The organism is Pantoea stewartii (genome assembly GCF_011044475.1).
GTDB lineage: Bacteria > Pseudomonadota > Gammaproteobacteria > Enterobacterales > Enterobacteriaceae > Pantoea > Pantoea stewartii.
On sequence record NZ_CP049115.1, the window covers coordinates 2986670 to 3001967 of the forward strand.

General features: G+C 52.4%; 18 protein-coding genes. 11 read left to right on the top strand and 7 right to left on the bottom strand.

Annotation, left to right across the window (positions count from 1 at the left end):
* Window positions 1-37: 37 nt before the first annotated feature.
* Both G5574_RS14200 and envC read right to left on the bottom strand, forming a co-directional pair.
* Window positions 38-949: a divergent polysaccharide deacetylase family protein gene (locus G5574_RS14200; RefSeq protein ID WP_164482769.1), complete on the bottom strand. Its 912-nt coding sequence runs from the start codon at window positions 947-949 to the stop codon at window positions 38-40.
* Entirely contained in the window at window positions 950-2251 is a 1302-nt protein-coding gene (gene envC / locus G5574_RS14205) for a murein hydrolase activator EnvC (RefSeq protein WP_133745880.1), read from the bottom strand.
* A 252-nt stretch (window positions 2252-2503) separates the two neighbouring features.
* Between envC and G5574_RS14210 the strand changes: the two genes are divergently transcribed.
* The 5 genes from G5574_RS14210 to cysE all read left to right on the top strand — a co-directional run bounded on the left by G5574_RS14210 (window position 2504) and on the right by cysE (window position 5614).
* Entirely contained in the window at window positions 2504-2935 is a 432-nt protein-coding gene (locus tag G5574_RS14210) for a rhodanese-like domain-containing protein (RefSeq protein WP_006121275.1), read from the top strand.
* Between the two features lie 16 nt (window positions 2936-2951).
* Complete coding sequence (gene grxC / locus G5574_RS14215) at window positions 2952-3206, top strand: glutaredoxin 3 (RefSeq protein WP_033738087.1); 255 nt, start codon at window positions 2952-2954, stop codon at window positions 3204-3206.
* A 38-nt stretch (window positions 3207-3244) separates the two neighbouring features.
* Complete coding sequence (gene secB / locus G5574_RS14220; RefSeq protein ID WP_006121277.1) at window positions 3245-3709, top strand: protein-export chaperone SecB; 465 nt, start codon at window positions 3245-3247, stop codon at window positions 3707-3709.
* On the top strand, window positions 3709-4725 hold the full coding sequence (gene gpsA, locus G5574_RS14225) for an NAD(P)H-dependent glycerol-3-phosphate dehydrogenase (protein WP_174250601.1): 1017 nt from the start codon (window positions 3709-3711) through the stop codon (window positions 4723-4725). Before secB ends, gpsA begins: the two co-directional genes overlap by 1 nt.
* A gap of 67 nt (window positions 4726-4792) precedes the next feature.
* A complete protein-coding gene (cysE, locus tag G5574_RS14230) occupies window positions 4793-5614 on the top strand; it encodes a serine O-acetyltransferase (protein ID WP_006121280.1) in 822 nt (273 codons plus the stop codon).
* On the opposite strand, the gene trmL is transcribed toward cysE, so the two are convergent.
* Genes trmL through cpxR form a run of 3 tightly spaced genes read right to left on the bottom strand, consistent with a single transcriptional unit; the run spans window position 5611 to window position 8194 of the window.
* Window positions 5611-6084 carry a tRNA (uridine(34)/cytosine(34)/5-carboxymethylaminomethyluridine(34)-2'-O)-methyltransferase TrmL gene (gene trmL, locus G5574_RS14235; RefSeq protein WP_054632878.1) on the bottom strand — a complete coding sequence of 158 codons (474 nt, stop codon included), beginning with the start codon at window positions 6082-6084 and terminating at the stop codon, window positions 5611-5613. The genes cysE and trmL overlap by 4 nt on opposite strands.
* 35 nt (window positions 6085-6119) lie before the next feature.
* Entirely contained in the window at window positions 6120-7499 is a 1380-nt protein-coding gene (gene cpxA, locus G5574_RS14240) for an envelope stress sensor histidine kinase CpxA (RefSeq protein ID WP_006121282.1), read from the bottom strand.
* Entirely contained in the window at window positions 7496-8194 is a 699-nt protein-coding gene (cpxR, locus tag G5574_RS14245; protein WP_006121283.1) for an envelope stress response regulator transcription factor CpxR, read from the bottom strand. The genes cpxA and cpxR overlap by 4 nt, the downstream gene beginning before the upstream one ends.
* A 148-nt stretch (window positions 8195-8342) precedes the next feature.
* Here cpxR and cpxP point away from each other — a divergent pair, with 148 nt between their 5' ends.
* The 6 genes from cpxP (at window position 8343) to G5574_RS14275 (ending at window position 13766) form a co-directional block, all read left to right on the top strand.
* Window positions 8343-8852, top strand: coding sequence for a cell-envelope stress modulator CpxP (cpxP, locus tag G5574_RS14250; RefSeq protein ID WP_033738090.1), 510 nt, complete (start codon window positions 8343-8345; stop codon window positions 8850-8852).
* Between the two features lie 437 nt (window positions 8853-9289).
* On the top strand, window positions 9290-9454 hold the full coding sequence (locus G5574_RS14255) for a KGG domain-containing protein (protein WP_028723167.1): 165 nt from the start codon (window positions 9290-9292) through the stop codon (window positions 9452-9454).
* Window positions 9455-9685: 231 nt separating this feature from the next.
* The gene (gene fieF, locus G5574_RS14260; protein ID WP_164482770.1) at window positions 9686-10588 is read left to right on the top strand and encodes a CDF family cation-efflux transporter FieF; all 903 of its coding nucleotides are present in this window, start codon (window positions 9686-9688) and stop codon (window positions 10586-10588) included.
* A gap of 205 nt (window positions 10589-10793) precedes the next feature.
* Entirely contained in the window at window positions 10794-11756 is a 963-nt protein-coding gene (pfkA, locus tag G5574_RS14265; protein WP_006121288.1) for a 6-phosphofructokinase, read from the top strand.
* Window positions 11757-11894: 138 nt separating this feature from the next.
* Window positions 11895-12884 carry a sulfate ABC transporter substrate-binding protein gene (locus tag G5574_RS14270; protein ID WP_033738094.1) on the top strand — a complete coding sequence of 330 codons (990 nt, stop codon included), beginning with the start codon at window positions 11895-11897 and terminating at the stop codon, window positions 12882-12884.
* A gap of 108 nt (window positions 12885-12992) precedes the next feature.
* Complete coding sequence (locus G5574_RS14275) at window positions 12993-13766, top strand: CDP-diacylglycerol diphosphatase (RefSeq protein ID WP_164483240.1); 774 nt, start codon at window positions 12993-12995, stop codon at window positions 13764-13766.
* 31 nt (window positions 13767-13797) lie between these two features.
* On the opposite strand, the gene tpiA is transcribed toward G5574_RS14275, so the two are convergent.
* Both tpiA and G5574_RS14285 read right to left on the bottom strand, forming a co-directional pair.
* Window positions 13798-14565: a triose-phosphate isomerase gene (tpiA, locus tag G5574_RS14280; RefSeq protein WP_033738096.1), complete on the bottom strand. Its 768-nt coding sequence runs from the start codon at window positions 14563-14565 to the stop codon at window positions 13798-13800.
* Window positions 14566-14685: 120 nt separating this feature from the next.
* Window positions 14686-15276: a DUF1454 family protein gene (locus G5574_RS14285; protein ID WP_006121292.1), complete on the bottom strand. Its 591-nt coding sequence runs from the start codon at window positions 15274-15276 to the stop codon at window positions 14686-14688.
* Between the last annotated feature and the right edge of the window lie 22 nt (window positions 15277-15298).

Here is a 15298-nt window from a genome sequence, read left to right on the forward strand (position 1 = left end):
ACGCTCAGCATCGGGTTTAAGGCCGATGCTGAGTGTGTCAAAAAAGTGCATTAATACGGCGATACAGCGGGCTCTCAGCGATGCTCTCACCAATCACGCCCAGTGCACGCGTAGCAGGCACAGGTGACAGTGGTTGCTTCACTTTACATTCGCCTGGCGCCTGGAAGCCTTGCGCAGGTTTATTGCGCGGCAGGGTTTTTGCCGGCGAAGCACTGCCGTTACGCAGCGGCTCATTTAATAACTGACCCGGTGTCACCAGCGTAATATCCGCAGGCAAAGTGGGCAGCATTTGTTGCAACACGCGCACAGTGTTCGGGTGCGGGTGACCAATCGCAATCGCATAGCCATCCCGCTCGGCCAGTTTCACTGCCCGACTAAATTGCTGACGGATGGCGTTGATGTCCTGGCTGTCGTCCAGAAAGACCCTGCGCTTTAGCACTCTGACATGCGTGCCTTGGGCGGCGGGTACAGACTGGCTGTTGCCAATCGTCATGCTGTCAAGGAAGTACAGATTGTACTGGTTAAGAGCCTGCATGACTTTTTGCATACCCGGCAGACTGGACGTCATTTTGCTGCCCATATGGTTATTCAACCCCACCGCATAAGACACGTTATTTACTGCACTCCGGATGATGCGATCAATCTCGGCGCTGCTCATCTCGGGCGTTAACGTGTTTTTTTCAAGAGGTTGCTTACTGAGAGGGGCCATGGGCAGATGGATCAGGACTTCGTGTCCGCCCTGATGCGCTTTGATTGCCATTTGACGTGCATAGGGCGCATCGGGGAGGACGGCAACCGATATCGCCTGCGGCATCTGCAACACTTTATTCTCTTCTGTAGGCCGGTAGCCGACATCATCAATAACAATGGCGAGTTTACCGGCCTGGGCTGCGAAACTGAGCAGCAATCCACTCAGCAGTGCAACCAGGGTCTTTCGCTGACGTAACACTTATTTTCCTAACCACGGAAGTGGATTAACCGCTTTACCCTGACGCCGGATTTCAAAGTAGAGCGAAGGTGTACCACGGCCACCGCTGGTGCCGACCAGGGCAATAGGCTGACCTGCTTTTACCTGAGCGCCGACGCTGACCAGTGCGCTTTGGTTGTAACCATAGAGGCTCATATCCCCTTTGCCATGTTCAATCACGACGACGAGGCCATAACCCTGTAACCAGTCAGCCATTAACACGCGACCATCGGCAATGGCTTTAACTTCTGTGCCCTCAGGCGCGTTAATGACCAGCCCTTTCCAGCGTAATTCGCCCTGAAGCTCCTCACCGAAGCGATGCTCAATCCGTCCTCTTACTGGCCAGATGTCCTGACCATTTGGCCGCCCAAGCCCGCCTGTGCGCGCCATCAGTTCGCGTTCACTCTGGGTTGGCTGATAGCTGGAGCCTTTCGCTTTTGCCTGCACCTGACGCTGGCGGACTTTTTCAGCCTCACGCGCTTCCCGTGCGGCGCGTTCACGCGCTTCTCGCTCGGCACGGGCAATTTTGTCTTGCAGGCGGCTTTCGTTCTGCCGCATCTCGACCAAATCAGCCTGATCTTTCTGCAGCGCACTTTCCAGAGAAGTTAGCGTTTTTTTGCGGGCGGCGCTGGCTTGCTGAAGTTTGTCCTGCTGTGCTTGCTGCTGAGTTAACAACGATTTTTGCTGCTGCTGTTTTTGTTCCAGCGATGCGCGCTGTTGAGCCAGTTCCTTGCGGGTAGTTTGCAGGGCGGTGATATTTTCCTGACGTGCCGTGTTCAGGTAACCAAAGTAGGCCAGGATGCGCTCGCTGCGCTGACTTTCTTCGCCACCTAACAGCAGTTGCAGGCCCTTGTGCTGGCCCTGACGAAAAGCGGCATCCAGTTGCTCTGCCAGCAGTTTTTCCTGCTGAGCCTGTTGTTTCTCAAGGTGGGCAACGGAGGCGGTGACCTGCACGATGTCATTGTTTAAGGCGGACAGACTATTGCGCGTTTCACGCAACTGCCGGCTGGCCTGCGCAATGATTTTTTCCTGACTTTGCAACTGATTAAGCAACTGGCTGCGCTGGGCTTTTTGCGCCTTAACGCTTTTTTCTTTTTCAGCAATTTCCTGCTGAATGGATTTCAGTTGCGCTTTGTTATCATCAGCGGCCAGCCCGGGTAAGGGCAATGACAACAGGCCCGCATAAAGCAGGCTAAAAGACAGAACGGACAAGCGTGTAAACAGCGGCACGGTAACGCCGTTGTGACGGGTCCATGTTGGCAGAGCAGTTGTCTTTCCCTTCATAGGTCGATGATTATTCCACGATGAACAGTTGCTTACCAGCATTGCCGACCGGCTTTTGCTTCCCTAAACGTGACCATTTTCAACAGTACAAGGCATAAGCGTCACGACATTTTTGCCATTCGGTGAATTTTTTTGGAAAATGACGCACAAATTATCACTCTGCCCGCTTAGCGTCTGTACATGCGAAGTGGCGCAGGTATACTCAGAAGCCTTGTTTTAGCTTATTAGCCCGGTCTGGAGTCGTTACCCCTCATGCAAGAAATTATGCAGTTTGCAAGCAATCACCCCATCCTGAGTCTGGCATGGGTCGTTTTACTTATACTGGTGATTGTGACCACCGTTAAAGGGATGTTCTCTAAAGTAAAAACGATCAGTCGAGGCGAAGCAACCCGACTTATTAACAAAGAGGATGCGGTGGTGGTAGACGTGCGTTCGCGCGACGATTACCGCAAGGGGCATATTTCGGGCGCGGTCAACGTCGCTGCAGCTGATATCAAGAAAGGCAGTTTTGGCGAGCTGGAAAAGCATAAAACACAGCCCATAATTGTGGTATGCGCTACCGGGCAGAGCGCGGCCGATCCTGCTGCACATCTGAGCGCGGCAGGTTTCAATCAGGTGAGCGTGCTCAAAGACGGTATTAGCGGTTGGAGCGGCGAAAATCTGCCGTTAGTTCGCGGTAAATAACCATCCTGAGGTCCCTATGGCAAACGTTGAGATTTATACCAAACCAACCTGTCCGTATTGTCATCGCGCAAAAGCGCTGCTGAATGAGAAAGGCGCGGCGTTCCAGGAGATCCCCATTGATGGGGACATGGCAAAACGTGAAGAGATGATTAAGCGCAGCGGCCGCACGACAGTGCCTCAGATCTTTATTGATGGCCAGCATATTGGTGGCTGCGACGATTTGATGGCACTTAACGATCGTCAGGGTTTAGATCCGTTACTTCAGGCGTAGTTTTACGCCAGACATTTTAACTTACAGGACTTAGTCACATGTCAGAACATAACACTAACGAAATGCAATTCCAGATTCAGCGCGTTTACACGAAGGATATTTCTTTTGAAGCGCCCAATGCGCCGCAGGTGTTTCAGAAAGAGTGGGAGCCAGACGTTAAGCTGGATCTGGATACTGCCTCTTCGCAGCTGGCTGATGAAGTGTATGAAGTGGTGCTGCGTGTGACCGTTACGGCAACCGTTGGCGAAGATACCGCTTTCCTGTGTGAAGTTCAGCAGGCAGGTATTTTCACCATCGGTGGCATTGAAGGTACCCAGATGGCGCATTGCCTTGGCGCTTACTGCCCAAATATCCTGTTCCCTTATGCCCGCGAATGCATCACCAGCCTGGTTTCACGTGGTACCTTCCCGCAGCTTAACCTTGCGCCAGTGAACTTTGATGCGCTGTTTATGAATTATCTGCAGCAGCAGCAAGGCGAAGAAGCGCAACATCAGGATGCCTGATGACCACTCACGCTTCGATTAGCGTCATCGGTGCCGGTTCATACGGCACCGCTTTGGCGATTACGCTGGCCCGCAATGGCCATCCGGTGCTGCTGTGGGGGCACAATCCTGCCCATATGGCACAACTTCAGTCCGACCGCTGCAACCGTGCTTTCCTGCCAGATGTAACGTTTCCCGATAATCTGACTGTTGAACCTGACCTGAATACCGTTATAGCCGCCAGCCGCGATTTGTTGGTTGTTGTACCGAGTCATGTTTTCGGCGATGTGCTGACGCAGATAAAGCCCGGTTTACGTGATGATTCACGCATCGTCTGGGCAACGAAAGGACTGGAGAAGGAAACGGGTCGTCTGCTGCAGGATGTTGCCCGCGACATTTTGGGCGAAACGATTCCACTGGCCGTCATCTCCGGCCCCACTTTTGCAAAAGAACTGGCAGCGGGTTTACCAACAGCGATTGCGCTGGCGGCTACTGACGCGCAGTTCGCAGACGATTTACAACAGCGACTGCACTGCGGCAAAAGCTTTCGCGTCTATAACAATCCCGATTTTATTGGGGTTCAACTGGGCGGCGCGGTGAAAAACGTCATTGCTATCGGTGCTGGCATGTCTGATGGCATCGGCTTTGGTGCGAATGCACGCACGGCGTTAATTACGCGCGGGCTGGCCGAGATGAGTCGTCTGGGTGCGGCATTAGGCGCAGATGCCACAACATTTATGGGCATGGCCGGTTTGGGCGATCTGGTGCTGACCTGTACTGATAACCAATCGCGCAATCGCCGTTTTGGCATGATGCTCGGGCTGGGTGAAGATGTCGATAGCGCACAACGCATTATCGGACAAGTTGTAGAAGGCTACAGAAATACCAAAGAAGTCAAAGCGCTGGCGGCACGCACAGGGGTTGAAATGCCTATCACCGAACAGATTTATCAGGTGCTCTATTGCGGAAAACCGGCACGAGATGCAGCATTAAGCCTGCTGGGGCGTTCACGGAAGGACGAAAACAGCACAAACTAAAGCAGGAAGCCAAGCGTCATCACCTGTAGCGCCGGTCAAGGCGCTTTTTTTATCGGGAGAAAACAGCATGTCGTCTGATGAGTTAGAACTGGTCTGGAACAACATTAAGGCAGAAGCACGCGCGCTGGCAGACTGCGAGCCAATGCTGGCCAGCTTTTATCATGCGACATTGCTTAAGCATGAGAATCTGGGCAGCGCCCTGAGCTATATGCTGGCCAATAAGCTGGCGAATCCAATCATGCCTGCTATCGCTATTCGTGAAGTTGTCGAAGAGGCCTACCGAAAAGATCCCTCAATGATTGCTTCCGCTGCCTGCGATATTCAGGCCGTACGCCAGCGCGATCCTGCGGTTGATAAATATTCGACGCCGCTGCTGTATCTGAAAGGTTTTCATGCGCTTCAGGCCCATCGTATCGGGCACTGGCTTTGGAATGAAGGCCGACGCGCCTTAGCCGTTTACCTGCAAAATGAAGTGTCCGTTTCCTTTGCTGTGGACATTCATCCGGCCGCAAAAATTGGACACGGGATCATGCTGGATCACGCTACAGGTATTGTGATCGGTGAAACGGCTGTCGTGGAAAACGATGTGTCCATCCTGCAGTCGGTGACGCTCGGCGGGACCGGTAAAACCAGCGGCGACCGTCATCCGAAAATTCGCGAAGGCGTCATGATTGGCGCAGGTGCAAAAATTCTGGGCAATATTGAAGTTGGTCGCGGTGCCAAGATTGGTGCTGGCTCTGTTGTGCTGCAACCCATTCCGCCTCACACCACCGCCGCTGGCGTGCCTGCGCGCATCGTTGGCAAGCCCGGCAGTGAAAAGCCGTCCATGGATATGGACCAGCATTTCAGCGGCAATGGCGCAGGCTTTCAGTTTGGTGACGGAATTTAGGACTTAATCAACGCGCCAGCGTAGTCGAGTTGGCGCCAGGCTTCGTATACCACCACGGATACCGCATTTGATAAATTCATACTGCGGCTTTCCGCCCGCATGGGAATCCGTATTTTTTGCTCTGCAGGCAGCGTCTGTAGCACCTCTGCGGGCAAGCCCCGACTCTCTGGACCAAACAGCAGATAATCTCCCTGCTGCCAGGCGACGGCACTGTGCGCGGGCGTCCCCTTCGTTGTCAACGCAAACAGCCGCGCAGGTTGCTCGGTCATCATGAACGCCTGAAAATCAGCATGGAACTTAATGGCGGTGAACTCGTGGTAATCCAGTCCCGCGCGACGAAGGCGCTTGTCGTCCCAGGCAAAACCCAGCGGTTCGATAAGGTGAAGCTGGAAGCCGGTATTGGCGCACAGGCGAATAATATTACCTGTATTGGGTGGAATTTCTGGTTCAAAGAGTACGATGTTAAGCATAAGGCCCCCGGTAACGAGGGCCGAAGCATAGCAAATTATTGTCTGCCAGAGGAGTAAAGTGGCAGCCAGATTGTCAGACGCAGACCACCCAGTGGGCTGTCATCTGCTTTTACCCAGCCACGGTGCTGCTGAATGGCCGTTTCCACAATGGCCAGCCCCAGGCCGGTGCCGCCGGACTCTCGGTCGCGCGCCTCGTCAGTGCGGTAAAACGGTCGGAATATCTGCTCACGATCTTCCGGGCTCACGCCGGGACCATCGTCGTCAACGTGAACGGTAATGCCTGAAATATCAACGGAAAAACTGACGCTGATATGGGTATGAGAGTAGCGCAACGCATTCCGCACGATATTCTCCAGCGCACTTTCAAGCGCATGGGGGTTACCATACAAAGGCCATGGCCCCGGAGGATAAGGGATCTCCAGTGTCTTACCCATTTGTTCCGCTTCAAATCGGGCGTCTTCCAGCACGCCGTTCCACAGCTGATTTGCCTTCATGGCCTCGCTGACCAGCGCGTTCTTATGCTGGGTCCTCGACAGCACCAGTAGGTCATTAATCATGCCATCGAGGCGTTGTGCTTCCGTCTCTATACGTTCCAGCTCTTTGCCTTCACCATGACGGCGGCGCAGCAGGGCGGTCGCCAGCTGTAATCGCGTTAGCGGCGTGCGTAATTCGTGGCTGATATCAGACAGTAAGCGCTGCTGACCGTTCATCATCCGTTCCAGCGCACTGACCATCTGGTTAAAACTGGAACCTGCCGCCAGAAATTCCTGTGGGCCTGATTCCAGTTCAGGATGCTGGCGCAGATTACCGCTGGCGACTTCGTCCGCGGCATATTTAAGTTTCCGCGCAGGACGCGCCAGGCTCCATGCCAGCCACAACAGAAGCGGTGAGCTGATCAGCATGGTAACAATGAGCAGCAGCAAAGGGCGATCAAACAACAGATTAATAAAATCCAGCTGAGAGCTGCTGGCGGGGCGGATCAGATACAGCTGATAGTTATCCTCTCCGTCCCGGACGGCGAAAGGACCTACCATCTCTACCCGGCCATATTTCTTCTTCTGTGGGTGATCGGCGTTATCTGACTGACCGATGAAGTTACGAATGACCTGCATTTCATTATGCTGTGCGCCGATGACCCGGCCTTCGCTGGTGACCAGGAGCAAACGTTGGCCGGGTGGAGCCCACTTCTCAATAGCGCGAAATAAGCGCCGCCACCACATCAAATCATTAGGCGGATCCCGTGACAGCTCGGCTTCAACGTGCTGCTCGATCATCGTGCCCTGGCGCTGCTCGCTTTCCAGCAGCGCCGTCATCTGGCGTGAATCAAGCTTGGGTACCATGAGCACCAGCATCAATACCAGTGCCAGCGTCAGCCAGAAAATAGCAAAGATGCGGGTAGTCAAACTGCCTATCATGATGCCGAAACCATCAAATAACCGCGGCCACGTAAGGTTTTGAACCACGGATGCCCATCGCGACGTTCAGGGAGTTTACGGCGCAGGTTCGAGATGTGCATATCAATGGCACGGTCAAAAGGCGTCAGACGTTTGCCCAGCACCTCCTGGCTAAGATGCTCGCGCGAGACAACCTGACCTAAATGCTGAGCCAAAAGGTACAACAGGGTGAATTCTGTGCCGGTGAGATCCAGCGTTTCGTTATCGAAACTGGCTTCCTGACGGCCCGGGTTCAGGCGCAGGCAGTCCACTTCCAGCGTAGGTGAGCTGTTATCGTGCTGCTGCTGTTGTTCGCTCCAGTTCGAACGGCGCAGGATAGCGCGTATGCGCGCAACCAGCTCCCGATCGTTAAAGGGCTTAGGCAGATAGTCATCGGCGCCCAGCTCAAGGCCCAGCACACGATCAAGCTCGCTTCCGCGGGCGGTAAGCATAATCACAGGTGTTTGATACTGCTGGCGTAATTCTTTCAGGGTGTCGATACCGTTTTTCTTGGGCATCATGACATCCAGTAAAAGCAAATCAATTGAGTTATCGAGCAGATTCAGTGCTTGCTCACCATCGCTGGCAACCACCACTTCAAACCCTTCCATTTCTAACAGTTCTTTTAAAAGCGAAGTCAATTCGCGGTCATCATCTACCAACAGGATTTTATTCATTTTTGTAGCCCTCCGCAGGCAAAATAGCGTGTTCCTATGATACCAATCCATCGCTTTACGTACTTTTACACCCCCTGACGGATGTTTGCAGCTATCGCCGTACAATGGCTATCGTTGAATCGCAAAACAGAACGAACTGGAGTAAACGATGCGCAAATTAACCGCCGTCGTTCTTGCCTCAGCGATGGTTCTCAGTCACGCCAGCGCAGGAGCAGCAGAGTCGATGGCGCTTGACGAGGTGCATCACGGCGGATTTACGACAGGCAGTATGACGCAAAATTCGCAAAGTCACATGTTCGACGGCATTGAGTTGACGGAACATCAACGACAACAAATGCGTGACCTTATGCAGCAAGCCCGACATGACCGTCCGGCAACGAATATTGATGATATCGCAGCTATGCACGATTTGGTGACGGCAGATAAATTTAACGAAGCGGCCATACGTGACAAGGCAGAGGCCATCGCCAAAGTTCAGGTTGAACAGCAAGTTGAGATGGCGAGAGTGCGTAATCAGATGTACCACCTGTTAACGCCCGAGCAGCAGGCCGCGTTACAGAAGAATTATGAGCAGCGCCTGAATGCCATGCGTAAGCTCTCAAGTTTGCAGCCAGCTTCGACGCTGCAACCCGTAAGTCGTACCAGTAGTAACCAGTAGTAAATAGTATCCCTGTTTTCCTTGCCATAGACACATCCCTGTCTTCCCCCTCATGATGAGGGGGTTTTTTTTATCTGTTTTTCGCCATTATTTACTGTAGTTTTACAGTGCGCGAAAAAAATGATCTGGACGATTGAATGGCAACGTTTTTTTTATTTTTCTTACGCACGCTTTCCTGTCTGTTATTACTGTCTTGCCGATCTGTTTTACAGGTCGTGAGTTATTTCCAATCGATTGATAAATATAAAGATTACATTAATTTATTTATGCATTTTCCTTGCTTTTCAAGGGGCTGTAAATATCCCGCTCCGCTTGCACCTTATCCGGCCTCGCCTACACTTATATTGTCTCAGCAAGGAAGCCGATGCACTTCTGAAATTAACGGAGAGCAGCAACCACATCATGTAGTCCGAATTAATCTATTAATGGAGTAAATTATGGCAGAGCATCGTGGTGGTTCAGGTAATTTCGCAGACAACCCGCAAAAAGCCTCTGAAGCCGGTAAAAAAGGCGGAAAGAGCAGCGGCAACGGCGGCGGCGGTAATTTCAAAAATAACCCCGAAAAAGCCTCCGAAGCGGGCAAGAAAGGCGGCAAAAAATAATTTTGCTGAGCACTGAACCAAATCTGCACGTTGATTTGGCGCTTACTTAGGTAAGCAATCCTTCGCCCCATCGTTACCCGATGGGGCGAAGTCGTATTATCTCTTCCCATCTTATCCCTCATCACGCTGTCCGAACGGTATCAGTCGGGCGCATCGCCTGCGTCAGTGTTAAACTTAGCCCTTCTCTGCTGTTATTTTACCTCTTCAGTCATGATGTTCATGGAGTGTGGCATGCAGGCTTCATATGGAAAGTGGGTTAAATCTGCGGCGATTGCGGCGACGCTGCTGGCGACAACCTTGTTAATTATCAAGATTTTTGCCTGGTGGTATACCGGATCGGTTAGCCTGCTGGCTGCCATGGTTGATTCGCTGGTGGACATTGCCGCTTCCCTGACAAACCTGCTGGTGGTGCGCTATTCCCTTCAGCCCGCTGACGCCGATCACACCTTTGGCCACGGTAAAGCGGAATCGCTGGCCGCCCTGGCGCAAAGCATGTTCATTTCAGGTTCGGCACTTTTCCTCTTTCTGACGGGTATTCAGCATCTCGCTTCCCCGAATGAACTGCGATCGCCCGGTATGGGCATTATCGTGACGGTGCTGGCTCTCATTTCGACATTACTGCTGGTGGCTTTCCAGCGCTGGGTCGTACGAAAAACACGCAGTCAGGCGATTCGGGCCGATATGCTGCATTATCAATCCGATGTTTTCATGAACGGGGCAATTTTGGTCGCGCTGGTGTTAACCAGCTACGGATTCGCTCGCGCCGATGCGCTGTTTGCGCTGGGCATTGGCGTGTATATTCTCGTCAGCGCACTTCGGATGGGCTATGAAGCCGTTCAGTCCCTGTTGGACAGAGCCTTACCCGATGAAGAACGACAACATATTATTGCGATTTCATCAAACTGGCCCGGTGTGCAAGGCGTTCATGATGTGCGGACGCGTCAGTCTGGCCCGACGAAATTTATTCAGCTTCACGTAGAGCTGGAAGATCAATTACCGTTAGTGCAGGCACACCGAATCGCCGATCAGGTTGAAAAAGCATTACGCGAAGCCTTTCCCGGGTCGGACGTCATTATTCATCAGGATCCCTGTTCTGTGGTACCGTTAGAGAAACAGGATGCATTCAATTTCTGACGCACAGGAAAGACGTTAGAAAGATGAAAATGACATGCAGCTAACATTGCTAAAAAAATTAGTGAAAAGTTGTCTGACCTGAATCAATTCAGCATCAGGCCTTTGATATACTATCTGCCATCATATGTCGCGCTTACCACATCAGTGTTCATCAGCGTTGCACAGGCCGGATTAACCCTTAGTTTTGAACAATCCAGAGGTTGTCATGATCAAAAAAATTGGTGTACTGACCAGCGGCGGTGACGCCCCAGGCATGAACGCAGCCATTCGCGGTGTAGTTCGCTCCGCATTAAGCGAAGGGCTGGAAGTTTTTGGTATCTATGACGGCTATCAGGGTTTATATGAAGATCGCATGATCAACCTCGACCGCTACAGCGTGTCAGATATGATCAATCGCGGCGGCACGTTCCTGGGTTCTGCACGTTTTCCTGAGTTTCGTAATGATGATGTCCGCCAGGTAGCAATCGAGAACCTGAAAAAGCGGGGCATTGATGCCTTAGTAGTGATCGGTGGCGACGGTTCGTATATGGGGGCCAAGCGGCTCACCGAAATGGGCTTTCCGTGTATCGGTCTGCCAGGCACGATTGACAACGACGTGGCCGGGACAGATTACACCATCGGCTACTTTACGGCGCTGGAAACGGTCGTCGAAGCCATTGACCGCCTGCGTGATACGTCGTCATCGCATCAGCGCATCTCGATTGTTGAAGTCATGGGTCGTTACTGTGGCGACCTGACGCTGGCTGCGGCTATTGCCGGGGGATGTGAATTTATCGTGTTACCTGAGATTCCTTACACTCGTGAGGAGCTGGTGGCAGAGATTAAAGCCGGTATTGCGAAAGGTAAAAAGCACGCGATCGTAGCTATTACGGAGCACATCTGTGATATCGACGACCTGGCGCGTTTCATCGAAACAGAAACCAAACGCGAAACGCGTGCCACGGTACTTGGTCACATTCAGCGCGGCGGCGCGCCCTGCGCTTATGACCGCATTCTTGCGTCGCGCATGGGTGCCTATTCGATTGAGTTGCTGATGCAGGGCTACGGTGGCCGGTGTGTAGGTATCCAGAATGACAAGATGGTCCATCACGATATCATTGATGCCATTGAAAATATGAAACGTCCATTTAAGCGTGACTGGATGGATACGGCTAAGCAGTTGTACTAAGTGTTACCGGGCATGCTTAACGGCATGCCCTTATGCCTTCCTCATATTCCCCAAAGTTATAACCGCTTATTTTTAATTCTTTTAGCTATAATCACGTTTATGTCACGCTTGTCTCATCATGAATGGGGAGAGTGCGCAATGAATAAATGGGCCGTGGGTTTAGGGTTGTTACTGGCATCTGGCAGTGTTCTGGCGAAGGATATTCAGCTGCTAAACGTTTCTTATGATCCTACCCGGGAACTCTACGAGCAGTACAACAAGGCCTTTAGCGCGCACTACAAACAGGAAACGGGCGACAACGTGGTCATCCGCCAGTCGCACGGCGGTTCAGGTAAACAGGCGACTTCTGTCATCAACGGTATTCGTGCTGATGTGGTGACGCTGGCGCTGCAGTCGGATGTTGATGCAATTGCTGATCGCGGTCGCATTGATAAAGACTGGATTAAACGTCTGCCCGACAACTCCGCGCCTTATACCTCCACGATTGTCTTTTTGGTGCGTAAAGGCAATCCTAAAGGCATCCATGACTGGAGCGATCTTATCAAGCCCGGCGTTTCGGTGATTACCCCAAATCCTAAAACGTCAGGCGGCGCTCGCTGGAATTACCTGGCTGCCTGGGGCTGGGCACTGGATCATAACAACGGCGATCAGGCAAAAGCACAGCGTTACGTGAAAGATCTGTTTAAGCATGTTGAAGTGCAGGATTCCGGTGCGCGCGGCGCAACCAATACCTTTGTAGAGCGTGGTATTGGTGATGTCCTGATCGCCTGGGAAAACGAAGCCTACCTGGCGGTCAATAAACTGGGTAAAGACAAATTTGAAATTGTGACGCCAAGTGAATCGATTCTCGCGGAGCCAACTGTGTCCGTCGTGGATAAGGTGGTCGATGAGAAAGGAACGCGTCAGGTGGCGGAAGCCTATCTGAAATATCTCTACTCGACGGAAGGGCAGACGATTGCGGCTGAAAACTATTATCGTCCGCGCAATGAAGAGGTCGCGAAGAAGTTCGCCAGTACGTTTGCGCCGGTAAAACTGTTTACCATCGACGATAAGTTTGGCGGCTGGGCGAAGGCGCAAAAAACGCACTTCGCTGATGGCGGCACCTATGATCAGATCATGAAGCCGTAATCCTTACCGGTTATTCTTGAAGCCAGCGGAAACGCTGGTTTTTTTATGCGTGACATTTACGCGCTGTCAGGTGAGGATGCGAATGAAAACAGTCAGGGGAAGATAACAATGCAGGCAAATCGTCGGGCCTTCATCATCATTGCGCTTCTGCTGGTATTGATTGGCGCAGGGATCCTGGTTGCGGCTACGCATGTTAAAACGAATGCGGATGCGCTTTGGCAAATCGTCAGTGAAAAGTGTCTGCCCGATCAGCTCACGCATGGTCAACCCGCGCCGTGTCAGCACGTTGATCTGCAGCACCGCTACGCGCTGTTGAAAGACCGAAACGGCCCCCTTCAGTATCTGCTCATCCCCATTGATAAAATCACCGGAATCGAAAGCCCACAGTTGCTCCGTTCAGACACGCCGAATTATTTTGACCTGGCCTGGCAGGACAGAGGCGTCGTGGCGCAAAAATATGGCAAGCCCATCAACGACAGTGTGCTGTCACTGGCCATCAATTCCCAGTACGGCCGTACCCAGAATCAGCTTCATATTCATCTTTCATGCCTTCGGCCTGATGTGAGAAAGCAACTGGATGCGCTGACACCCACGTTCACACCGGAATGGAAAGCCGTCACCTTTCTCAGTCATCCTTATCACGTGCGTACGCTGAGTGAAGCCGAGCTGGCAGAGCAAAGCGTATTTATCCGTCTGGCCGCTGAGATACCACATGCACGCGATGAGATGGGCCGCTACGGTCTCGCATTGGCGCGCTTGTCTGATGGGCGGTTGATACTGATGGCGGTGGAGCGCAACTGGCTGTTGTTAAATAAAGGTTCCGCTGAGGAAGTGCAGGATCACGACTGCGCGTTACTGCAACCCATAAAAAAAGCGGCCTGATTTGGCCGCTCAGAATGGACTAAGCGCCAGGTCAGCCTTGTTTGGCTGCCGCGGCTGCTTTAACGATGACCGCAAATGCATCGGCTTTCAGTGACGCACCGCCAACCAGGGCACCGTCAATGTCCGGCTGCGTAAACAGCTCGGCTGCATTTTTATCGTTGACTGAACCACCGTACTGAATAATCACTTGCTCAGCGACAGCAGCATCTTTTTTCGCGATATGGTCACGAATGAATTTGTGAACGGCCTGCGCCTGCGCTGGGGTGGCTGATTTACCCGTGCCAATCGCCCAGACGGGTTCGTAAGCGATAACCGCATCTTTAAATGCTTCGGCACCCTGAGTGGTCAGTACAGCATCAAGCTGACGTGCACACACTTCTTCGGTTTTGCCTGCTTCATTTTCGGCTTCGGTTTCGCCGATGCACAGAACCGGCACCAGACCCGCTGCTTTTAAGACGGCAAATTTTTTCGCAATGAATTCATCGCTTTCTTTATGGTAAGTGCGGCGTTCTGAGTGACCAATGATGATGTACTTCGCGCCAATATCTTTCAGCATCTCAGCGGAAATCTCGCCGGTAAATGCGCCAGACAGGTTTACATCAACGTTTTGAGCACCCAGTGCAATATGGCTACCGGAGACAGCATGTTTAGCCTGATCAAGATAGAGCGCAGGGGGGGCAATAGCAACGCCACAGCCTTCCACGCCCGACAGTTCTTTGCGCAGACCGTCGATCAGTTCGGCTGTCATATGCTTGCTGCCATTCAACTTCCAGTTACCCATAACCAGTGGATGTCGCATTCTATCCTCCGCATAACGCGATACATGAAATGGCGCTGCCCTGGGGCAACGTTGTCTGCCAGACAGTATAGAGATCAAATAATGCCATGGCTTTGCTTTTCGTCATTTTTGCCCCGTCCATCAGGGCGTAGCCAGCGCCAGTTTTACTGGCTCAATGGCAAAGGTGAGTCCTTTATCCCCGTTATCTGAAACCACGAAACGCAGTGCGCCTTCAACGTGCTCATAGTATCGTGAGCCTTTACCGGCTTTAAGCAGCGTTTCCAGCTTTTTTCGCCCTTCTTCCTGCGTGAGTCCCGGCACAAAAAAACGTAACATGGCGGTCATATAATCAAGCGCCTTAGCCTGCGAGGCACTCTGGTCAGGCCCCGGAATCGGCAGCCACGTGATCTGCAACGTTTTGATTTTGCCCGTGCCCGGCTCAAGCGCCGTAGAAGAATAAAGGGTTTCATTAATTTTGGTGGCGGCGCGTGTCAGATCGCTCTTTTCATCGCGCGTATCAATGGCACTGTATTCCCTGAGCGGCAATTGGGGATTGGCCAGGTTGTATTTTTCACGAAACTGGCCAATGGTCATGTCCAGCGTGGGTGCGCCCGGTAACAGATAGGGTGCGGTTGGCATGTGTTCAGCCTTGTCGAGGGGTTGCGGATCGGCGGCAAATACCGGAACCGTCAGCGCGACGCTCAGCAACAGTACGCCTGGCAAATTCTTCATTTTGTCGGCTCTGACCAATAAA